10 protein-coding genes are annotated in these 9,518 nt (G+C 64.5%); 8 read left to right on the top strand and 2 right to left on the bottom strand.

All coding sequences use genetic code 11. The features are described 5' to 3' along the window. The 8 genes from GXP39_04655 to GXP39_04620 all read left to right on the top strand — a co-directional run. A partial coding sequence (locus tag GXP39_04655; GenBank protein NOZ27329.1) for a hypothetical protein occupies positions 1-273 on the top strand: 273 nt, incomplete at its 5' end. 42 nt (positions 274-315) lie between these two features. After that, a complete protein-coding gene (locus GXP39_04650) occupies positions 316-1,392 on the top strand; it encodes a helix-turn-helix domain-containing protein (GenBank protein NOZ27328.1) in 1,077 nt (358 codons plus the stop codon). Between the two features lie 388 nt (positions 1,393-1,780). Then, positions 1,781-2,062, top strand: a complete 282-nt coding sequence (locus tag GXP39_04645; GenBank protein NOZ27327.1) for an Lrp/AsnC family transcriptional regulator — start codon at positions 1,781-1,783, stop codon at positions 2,060-2,062. Positions 2,063-2,097: 35 nt separating this feature from the next. Then, positions 2,098-2,601, top strand: a complete 504-nt coding sequence (locus GXP39_04640) for a nitroreductase family protein (GenBank protein ID NOZ27326.1) — start codon at positions 2,098-2,100, stop codon at positions 2,599-2,601. Between the two features lie 50 nt (positions 2,602-2,651). Beyond that, positions 2,652-3,491, top strand: coding sequence for a hypothetical protein (locus GXP39_04635; protein NOZ27325.1), 840 nt, complete (start codon positions 2,652-2,654; stop codon positions 3,489-3,491). A 53-nt stretch (positions 3,492-3,544) separates the two neighbouring features. After that, a complete protein-coding gene (locus GXP39_04630) occupies positions 3,545-4,918 on the top strand; it encodes an HlyC/CorC family transporter (GenBank protein NOZ27324.1) in 1,374 nt (457 codons plus the stop codon). 9 nt (positions 4,919-4,927) lie between these two features. Continuing rightward, positions 4,928-6,271: an asparagine--tRNA ligase gene (asnS, locus tag GXP39_04625; GenBank protein NOZ27323.1), complete on the top strand. Its 1,344-nt coding sequence runs from the start codon at positions 4,928-4,930 to the stop codon at positions 6,269-6,271. A 109-nt stretch (positions 6,272-6,380) separates the two neighbouring features. After that, positions 6,381-7,430, top strand: coding sequence for an undecaprenyl/decaprenyl-phosphate alpha-N-acetylglucosaminyl 1-phosphate transferase (locus GXP39_04620; protein NOZ27322.1), 1,050 nt, complete (start codon positions 6,381-6,383; stop codon positions 7,428-7,430). A gap of 4 nt (positions 7,431-7,434) precedes the next feature. Here the strand turns inward: GXP39_04620 and GXP39_04615 are convergent, their stop codons facing one another. After that, positions 7,435-8,301 (bottom strand): MBL fold metallo-hydrolase, encoded by an 867-nt coding sequence (locus GXP39_04615; GenBank protein ID NOZ27321.1) that lies wholly within the window; start codon positions 8,299-8,301, stop codon positions 7,435-7,437. 71 nt (positions 8,302-8,372) lie between these two features. Continuing rightward, the gene (locus tag GXP39_04610; protein ID NOZ27320.1) at positions 8,373-9,266 is read right to left on the bottom strand and encodes a HEAT repeat domain-containing protein; all 894 of its coding nucleotides are present in this window, start codon (positions 9,264-9,266) and stop codon (positions 8,373-8,375) included. Positions 9,267-9,518: the final 252 nt, after the last annotated feature.

Genomic DNA, 9,518 nt, shown 5'->3' with positions numbered 1-9,518 from the left:
CTCATCGACCGGGTGCGGTCGGCGGCGTATGGATATGCCGGGTTCTTCGACGCCAGCAAGGTGCGAGAGGCCGAGTTGGAGGCCCTCGCCCGGTTCGATCAGGAGATGGTGCGCCGTGTGGAGGAGTTGCAGGCGAAGGTGGACGCTGTGGAGCAGGCGATTGAGGATCGGGAGAACATTCCCCAGGCCGTCCGCGATCTGATTCAACTGCTCTCTGATCTGAATCAGCAATGGCGTCGCCGGCGCGACGCCATGCGAGACGCCGTGCAATGAGCGTCTGTGTAGCGACCATGGGTAGGGAAAGGAGGCGACGAGATGCCGAGGATCTTTGACGTAATCGAAGCCCCCGATCAGCGGGAACGCGACATCGTCGTGCGTGTGCCGGAGGTCGGGGCGGGGGACTTCCGTATTGGCTCCCAGGTGATCGTGCGTGAAAGCCAGACGGCCGTGTTCTATCGGGATGGGAAGGCGCTGGATACGTTCGGACCCGGCCGTCACACCATTACCACGGCGAACATTCCCCTGCTCATCAACCTGCTGGGAGCTGCCTTTGACGGGCGAAGCCCTTTCACCGCGGAGGTGTACTTCGTCAACATGCGGGAGTTCCTGGACATGAAATGGGGGACGCCGGAGCCCATCGCCCTGCGTGACCCGGATCTGGGGCTGGTGCGCCTGCGCGCCTTCGGCACGTATTCCATGCAGGTCAACGATCCGCAGATGTTCGTGACCAAGATCGTTGGCACGCAGGGGATCTACCAGACCAGCCAGATCGAGGACTTCCTGCGCGGCATCATCATCTCGAATCTGACCGATCTGTTGGGGGAGAGCGGAAAGGGGCTGTTTGACCTGCCCGCGTACTTCGATGAGATGGGGGCGGCCGTCAAGGCCAAGATCCAGGACGCCTTCGCGCAGCTGGGGCTCACCCTGAAGCAGTTCTACGTGAACTCCATCAGCCCCACCGAGGAGACGGCCAAGGCGATCGATGAGCGGGCCAGCATGGGCGCCATCGGTGATATGCAGCGGTATCTGCAGTTCCAGGCGGCCCGGGCGATGCGCGACGCGGCCGCGAACGAGGGCGCCGGAGGCGGTATGGCCAGCGCGGGCATGGGGCTGGGCGCCGGGGTCGGGCTGGGCGCCGCCATGGCCCAGGCGATCACGCAGGCGATGAGCTCGCAGACCCGCCAGCAGCTGGAACAGGAGGCATCGCGGGGAGCGGGGGCGCAGCCAAGCGGTGCCCCTGAGGTGATGACCCCGGCCGAGGCCGCCGCCTACCTGCGCGTGTCTGAAGAGGACGTGATGGCTTTGATCGAGAGCGGTGAGCTGAAGGCCCGCCGCATCGGCAGTCAGATCCGCATCAGCAAATCTGTCATCGACGAGTTCCTGAAGGGATAGCGCCTGTTGTCGGCATGGAGGGGCGAGGGGGGCCTCCACATGGGAGGCCTCCCTCGCTTTGTTTGGGAAAACGCTCATATGAGCCCCTCTCTCCCAGACTCGGGAGAAGGGCTGCCGAAGGACGCGCCCCATTGGTATCAAGTTAAGCAATACGGAAGCGTGGTCCCGCATCTCTGGGGTGGCTCGGAGGAGCTTTTCCGCACCTCCCCTTTCAGGTGCGACCGCCCGTGGAGGGAAAAAGCGACAGGCGGGGGCCTCGCCCATGCTGTTCAGTTGATGCGAATAGGGTGCCGAAGGACGCGCCACCTTCTCACTTGCGTAGTTGCCCTGGTTTGGTATTATAACAATCGAAGGCCAAAAGAATGCACGTGGACACGGAGGTGGACGGATGGTCACCGCGATCTCTCTTTTGACGGTGGAGCGCGATAAGGTGAACGATGTCGCCGAGCAGCTGGCGGACATGGATGGGGTGAGCGAGGTCTACTCCATTGCGGGACGGTATGACTTGGCGGCGATTATCCGCGTCAAGGACAACGAGGATCTGGCGGATCTGGTCACCGAGCGCATTCGCGGCGTGCCGGGCATCATCCGATCGGAGACCCTCATCGCGTTCCGCGTGTATTCCCGCCATGATCTGGAGAGCATGTTCGCCATAGGCATGGAGGGCTGATAGAAAGGAACCCCCCTTTGAGGAGGCGAAGACGAATGGATGAGCGGTTGCGCTTCATCTTCGTTCGACGTAGTATCCGTGAATTCACCTCGGAGCCGGTGAGCGACGCCGATGTACAGGCGCTGTTGGAGGCTGCGATGGCGGCTCCGTCGGCACGCAATACGAAGCCATGGCATTTCATCGTGGTGCGCGATCGGGACACGTTGGATCGATTGGCCGGCACCCACACGTTCGCGAGCCCTTTGACTCGCGCTCCGCTGGGAATCATCGTGTGCGGGGAACCGGCGTTATCTGAGTATTGGGTGCAGGACACTAGCGCTGCTACGGAGAACATCCTCCTGGCCGCCGCGGCCTTGGGGTTGGGATCTGTGTGGATTGGGGTCCATCCCAAGCCGGAGCGCGAGGCTCACGTGCGCGATGTCCTCGGCATCCCGGAGGAGATCACGCCCCTGAACCTGATCGCCATCGGGCATCCGGCCGAGTCAAGGCCGCCGCGCACCCAGTTTGACCCCTCTCGTGTCCACTACGAGAAGTTCTAGCGTGGCCAGAGAGATCGCGGGACCCATGAGCACGGCCGATTGAGGAGGTTATGCTGCGCGATAGCACGACTCTGCCTGACCTGCAGATGCTGCCGGTGGCCGATCTGGTGCTGCACGAGCACGGTGATCCCCGCCGGGTCGAGAGCCTGCAGCGGAAGCTGCGGGAGGATGGAAGGCTGAAGAACCCTCCGGTCGTGGCCCCGATCCCCCTGTCCGATCGCTTCGTGGTGTTGGACGGCGCCAATCGGACGCTGGCGTTACGCGCGTTGGGGATCCCGCACGTGGTGGCTCAGGTAGTCAGCTACGATGATCCGGGGGTGGAGCTGCATACGTGGTACCACGTCGTCACGGGGATGTCCCGCCAGGCGTTCATGGCCGCGCTGGAGGAGGTGACCGGTCTGAGGCTGATCCCTTCCACGTTGCATGAGGCCCGTCAGGCTCTGGCGGTCGGCGATGCGGCCGCCTATATCGTCTTTGAAGATACCGTCTACCGGGTGGGCGACGGCGATCGGGATCGGCTGGCCGATATCCGCCTGCTCAATGACCTGGTCAGGGCGTACAAGGGACGGGCCAATATCTACCGGGCCTCCAACGACGTCTATGAGAAGCAGGCCCCATACTACCCGGACATCACCGCCCTGGTCGTCTTCCCTCGTTATCGCCCGGCGGATATCATCGCGCTGGCCCGGGAGGGGGAGAAGGTGCCCAGCGGCATCACCCGGCATATCATCCCCAATCGGGCGTTGCGGATCAATATCCCCTTGTCGGTCTTGGAGGCGGATTGGCCTCTGGAGCAGAAGCGCGCCTGGCTGCATGACTGGCTGTTGGAACGAATGGCGGCCAACGCCATCCGGTTCTATAGCGAGCCCACTTTCCTCTTTGATGAGTGACCTGGATGCGGGCGCTCCGGGGCGTCCGTTGAGGTCAAGGCGATTGTGAACTGATGGAGACGCATGCGGTAACGGCAGGCTTTATCCTGACCCGTTTGTTGGCCGTGATGGCGTTGGTGGCCGCGAACGGCTTCTTCGTCATGGTCGAGTTTGCCCTGGTCACCTCACGACGTGCGCGCATAGACCAGATGATCGCCCAGGGGCAACGCTCCGCCCGGCTGGTCAAGCATATGATGGAACATACCGATGCCTACATCGCGGCCGCCCAGCTGGGGATCACCATGGCCTCTCTTGCGTTGGGGTGGATTGGGGATGTCACCATTGCGGCCTTGATCGAGCCGCCGCTTCAGGCGCTCCTGGGGCGGTGGAGTGAGACCGCCGCCTTGACCGTCGGCACCATCACCTCCTTTACCCTGGTCACGTCTCTGCACATCGTCTTGGGGGAGCAGGCCCCCAAGATCCTGGCCATTCGCTATCCCGAGCAGACCGCCATGTGGGTCGCGCCGCCCCTCAACGTCTTCTACATCGTCTTCCGCCCCTTTATCTGGGCGCTGGATCAGTCGACGGCCGCCGTGCTGCGGCTGTTGGGGGTTGCGGGGGTGACCTCACAGCATGGCGTATACACCGTGGACGAACTGAAGATCCTCGTCCGGGAGTCCCAGGAGAGCGGCATCCTGGAGGAGGAAGAGGAGGAGATGTTGGTGCGGGTGTTCGAATTCAGCGATCGCTACGTGCGGGAGGTCATGATCCCGCGCACGGAGATCGTTGCCATCGAGCGCACGGCCACATTGAGCGATCTGCTGTCCACCTTCACCCAACATCAGCACTCCCGGTTCCCGGTGTATGACGGCGATCTGGATCACGTCGTGGGGTTGATTTCCATTAAGGACGTGTTGATGCTCATGTCCCACCAGGAGGTGCCCCGATCGCGGCCGCTGGCGGAGCTGGGGCTGATCCGGCCGGTGTTGATGGTGCCGGAGAGTCGCCGGGTCGGGGATCTGTTCCAGGAGATGCGTCGCACCCGGACCCAGATGGCCATCGTCATCGACGAGTACGGGGGGACGGCCGGATTGGTCACCATCGAGGAGCTGGCGGAGGAGATCGTCGGCCGGGTGAGCGACGAGTGGGTTCAGGAGGAGCCCGAGGTGGAGGCGCTCGGCCAGGGGACCTTCGAGGTGGACGCCATGCTTCGGGTCGACGAGGTGAACGCTGAGCTGGGGTTGCAGTTGCCGGAATCGCCGGATTACGAGACCTTGGCCGGATTCCTGTTGTATCTGCTGCGACGTATCCCGCAGGAGGGCGAGGAAGTCCGCTGGCGGGACCTTAGCTTCACCATTCTGGAGATGAAGGGCCCTAAGATCGAGAGGGTGCGCATCACGCGATTGCCTGCAAAGCGGCCCGAGGCCGCTTTGACACCGCAGGAATAGGGGGATTCCGTGGCTAAGATCATACGAATCGAGGACATCGCTCAGCATGTGGGGGAGGAGGTCGTCCTGCGCGGCTGGCTGTACCATAGGACGGACAAGGGCCGGCTGCAATTCCTCCAGGTACGGGATGGCACGGGCATCGCCCAGGCTGTCGTCTTCAAGCGGAACGTGAGCCCGGAGGCGTTCCAGAACGCCCGAAAGCTGACACAGGAGTCATCGCTGATCGTCACCGGCACCGTACGCCAGGACGATCGGGCGCCGGGGGTTCCGGGCGGCTACGAGCTGGACGTCCAGGATCTGGAGGTGATCCAGTTCGCTCAGGATTACCCGATCGCGCCCAAGGAGCACGGTGTTGAGTTCCTTTTGGATCACCGACATCTGTGGATTCGCTCTAGCCGTCAGTGGGCCATCCTGCGCGTCCGGGCGGAGATCATCAAGGCCATCCGAAACTGGCTGGACGACCATGGTTTCCTGCTGGTGGATACGCCGATCCTCACCCCGGCCGCGGTGGAGGGGACCAGCACGCTCTTCCCCACCGACTATCATGGGACGCCGGCGTTCCTGACCCAATCGGGACAGCTCTACAACGAGGCCAATATCTTCGCGTTCGGCAAGGTATACTGTTTTGGGCCCACGTTTCGGGCGGAGAAGTCGAAGACCCGCCGACACCTCCAGGAGTTCTGGATGGTGGAGCCGGAGATCGCCTTCTGCCAGCTCGATGAGCTGATGGAGATCGAGGAGCAGCTCATCAGCGACGTGATCCAGAGGGTGCTGCGGAATCGGGCAAATGAACTGAAGGTTCTACAGCGTGACCTGTCCTCCCTGGAGAACGTGCAGCCTCCTTTCCCCCGCATCTCCTATGATGAGGCCGTGGAGATGATCAACGAGGCTGCGGCCAAGGGACAGGTGGTGCCTCCGAGCGACGAGCCGCTGCCCCCGATCACGTGGGGCGACGATTTCGGCGCTCCGCACGAGACGTTCATCGCCATGCAGTTCGACCGCCCGGTGTTCGTCCATCATTACCCGACGGAGGCCAAGGCGTTCTACATGGAGCCGGAGCCGGATCGCCCCGAGGTGTGCCGTAGCGTAGATCTCCTGGCCCCTGAGGGGTATGGCGAGATCACGGGCGGGTCGGAGCGCATGAGCGATCTGGAGAAACTCATCGCGGCCATCGAGAAGCATCAGCTTCCCAAGGACGTCTATAAATGGTACATCGACCTGCGCAAGTACGGCTCGGTGCCTCACTCAGGGTTCGGCCTGGGCGTCGAACGCATGGTGGCGTGGATCTGCGGCATCGAGCATGTGCGGGAGACCATCGCCTACCCACGCACGCTTACCCGCTTATACCCTTGATCCGACCGTCGAAGCGCCCATGTCGGCAACACGCCCGGCGTGGGCGCTCGGCCGTTCATCAACCTGCGCTCGTGTCTCTCCCCTCATGGCGGCGAAGGGTGGCTGAAACGTGTACCCAGCCTACCTGATCGTCTTCGTGGCCGCGCTGGCCCTGGCGGCGCTAAGCGTCCCCATCGCCGATCGGATTGGGCACCGTCTGGATATCGTGGATCGTCCCGGGGGGCGCCGACAGCATCGGGGGACGGTCTCCCGGCTGGGCGGGGTCGCGCTGTATTTGGCGTTCGTCGGCGCGCTCCTGCTGTCCGTCCTGTTGCCGGACGCGTGGCTGCCCCCTCGTCTGGATCCCAAGGAGATGACCCGGCTGACCGGCCTCCTCGTGGGGACCACCTTCGTCTTCCTGGCCGGGCTGGTCGACGATCGTTACGAGTTTGGCCCTCTGCCCCAGTTCGCCGTCCAGTTGATCGCCAGCCTGATCGCCATCGCGTTCATCATCCACATCAAGCACGTGAACAACCCGCTCACCAATCGGCTGCTCTTCGGCCCGGAGGGGCTCCCCACTCCGCTGGTGTGGGGGGTGACCGTCTTCTGGTTCATGGGGATGATGAACACGGTGAACTGGCTGGATGGGTTGGACGGGCTCGCGGCCGGCGTGGCCGCCATCCTGTGCGCGCTGCTGGCCCTCCACATGTATCGCGAGGGGCAGTATAGCGTTGTGCTCCAGCCGTTGGCCCTGCTGGGCGCCACGCTGGGGTTCCTTCCGTTCAACTTCTACCCCGCCCGCGTGTTCATGGGAAGCGCGGGGGCCTACGTATTGGGATACGCGTTGGCCGCGCTGGGCATCATCAGCGGCGCCAAGGTGGCCACGGTGCTGCTGGTCATGGGATTGCCCATCCTGGATGTCGCGTGGCTGATCTGGCGCCGCTGGAGGCATGGAAGGCGTCTGACCCGGGGAGCCCGGGACCATCTCCACTTCCGTCTGGTGGATCGGGGGCTATCCCCCCGGGCGATCGTGGCCGGGTACTACCTCTTCTCCGCGGGGTTTGGGATATTGGCGCTCGTCCTGGGGCCGCGAATATACAAGCTGATCGCGCTGGCTCTGCTGGCGCTGGTGGGGGGAGGGGTGCTGTGGTGGGCGAACCGGGAGGCCCCGGCCGACTAGAGGATCACGCGGGCTGCGGGACGACCTGATATCGATCGCCCGACTTGACCAGATGCGCCACATCCACACGAGGATCATGTTGAAAGATCAGCCGGGCTCGATGGCGCATCGCCCAGGCGATGATCTGCTTCTTGGTCTGGATGCTTACCAGCGGCTCGACGTCATAAGCGGGCACCCACGCCAGCCGCTCCAGGTGGACGGCCCACGAGATCGCGTCGGCCAGAAAGATGGCGGCCTCACCGTGGCTCTCGATGATCACGCATTGGTGAGCGCGTGTGTGGCCGGGGGTGACCCATGTTCGCACCTCGTCGGTGACCTGCACATCTCCGTCGATGACGTGCAGCTGGCCCGTCTGGGCGAGCGGCTGGAAGTTCTCGGCGAAGTAGGTGCCGCGCGTGCGCTCGTTGGGAAAGGAGGCGTCCGCCAGCTCCAGCCGCTGGATCCAGTAGGCGGCTCTGGGGAAGGTGGGCTCCGGCATCTCGGAGTCTTCTCTCTGACGGGTATTCCCCCCGCAGTGGTCGGCGTGGAGATGGGTGTTCAGCACGATATCCACATCGTCCACCCCGAACCCCGCCTCGGCCAGCGACCGCACCAGGCGGTCGCGGTCGTCCGGGCGCAGCCCCAGGATCTCACGCACCCGCGGGGTCATCTTGTCCCCATATCCCGTGTCGACCAGGATGCGCTTCCCCTGGGATTCGATGAGCAGACAGCGCAGCGGTATGGGGACCCGATTCTCGGGATCGGCCTCCGTTACACGACTCCATAGCCGCTTGGGGACCAGCCCGAACAGCCCGCCAGCGTCCATCCACACCTGACCGTCATCCACGATGTGGACGATCGCCTTCCCGACCTCGATTCGACGATAGGCCAATGTTGGTCTCAACTCCGCGTGTTGGGTATGGGGGGATACCTGTTTTCAGGGATCCGCGCCCGGCTGAGAGGTTAGCGCTTTCGGCGCCTCCACAGGCCCGCATGGATCTGCGCCAATGCCTGGGACGCCGCCTCGCCGACCAGGCCCTGCCCGGCGTCGGCTCCATCCTCTCTCCGGCGGGCCAGCGCCTCCTGCACCCGCTCCAGGAGCTCTCGATCCGTGTTCCGGGAGCGGAGGGCGGTCTGGGCGATGTTTCCCAGCCCCAGGCAGGCGTGCCATCGCACCTGCGGGTCCGGATCGTCCAGCGCCGTCAGGAGCCCGTCCACGACGGCCGGGTCCCAGCTCAGTTGTCCCAGGGCCCACGCGGCGCTGCGTCGCACGGGCGCCTCCTCGCCGTCTCGCGTCAGGCATTGTTGCAACGGCTCCGCCCCCGCGGGGACGCCGACCATCCCCAGCGCTCGCACGAGCGCCCAGCGCACGCCCGGCGAGGGCTCTTGTTCCATGCGCGTCGCAAGAGGCTCGATGACCTCCACCCGCCCGATCCGGCCCAGGGACAGCGCGGCCGCCACGCGTACGCCGGCGTCCTGGTCGGATAGCGCCTCGATCAGGAGGGGGAGAGCCTGTCGCCAGGGGGCTTCTCCCAGTGCCTCGGCCGCGGCCGCCCGCCGGACGGGCGACGCGTCGTTCAGCGCATCGCGCAGGGCGCGTAGCGCCTCATGCTCGGGGAGGTCCAGGAGGGACCGCCCGGCCTGCCAGCGAACGAACGGCTCGGGGTCGCCCAGGGCGCGCACCAGCGCCTCAGCTGCCCGCGTAGGCATGGGGTGTTGTCCCAGGACGCTGGCTGCCTCCCACCGCCGCCGGGGGTGAGGGTCGCTCAAGGCGACGAAGGGGTCCCCCTCCCAAGAGCGGGCGATATCGGAACGCTTGTGACGTAAGCGGCGCAAACGAGCAATCCATCCCATCATGCGTGCTCCCGCGTCTGTATCGGCCGGGCCGGGCGTAGTATAGCACAGGCCCGACCAATGCCCAAGCGTATCAGGGGGTCATGGCGGGGCTTTTTCAAAGCCAGTGATGGAAATCGGGTGGTAGGAACGCCCCCGCTTGTTGCCCGAGGCAAGTCTTTCCCCCGGTCGTCAACCGAGGGAAAACGGCCCTCATCCCCCAGACCTCCTTCTCCCGCGCTCGGGAGAAGGAGGCTCAACGGTGAGTGGTGGTGG

This window comes from Chloroflexota bacterium (genome assembly GCA_013152435.1).
Classification (GTDB): Bacteria; Chloroflexota; Anaerolineae; order DUEN01; family DUEN01; genus DUEN01.
This window is presented reverse-complemented; position numbering and strand designations above follow the sequence as displayed.

Bases quoted from the DNA above. Each gene is read 5' to 3' on its own strand.
- GXP39_04650 (NOZ27328.1), top strand. From the start codon at position 316: ATGCCGAGGATCTTTGACGTAATCGAAGCCCCCGATCAGCGGGAACGC.
- GXP39_04645 (NOZ27327.1), top strand. From the start codon at position 1,781: ATGGTCACCGCGATCTCTCTTTTGACGGTGGAGCGCGATAAGGTGAAC.
- GXP39_04640 (NOZ27326.1), top strand. From the start codon at position 2,098: ATGGATGAGCGGTTGCGCTTCATCTTCGTTCGACGTAGTATCCGTGAA.
- GXP39_04635 (NOZ27325.1), top strand. From the start codon at position 2,652: ATGCTGCGCGATAGCACGACTCTGCCTGACCTGCAGATGCTGCCGGTG.
- GXP39_04630 (NOZ27324.1), top strand. From the start codon at position 3,545: ATGGAGACGCATGCGGTAACGGCAGGCTTTATCCTGACCCGTTTGTTG.
- GXP39_04610 (NOZ27320.1), bottom strand. From the start codon at position 9,266: ATGATGGGATGGATTGCTCGTTTGCGCCGCTTACGTCACAAGCGTTCC.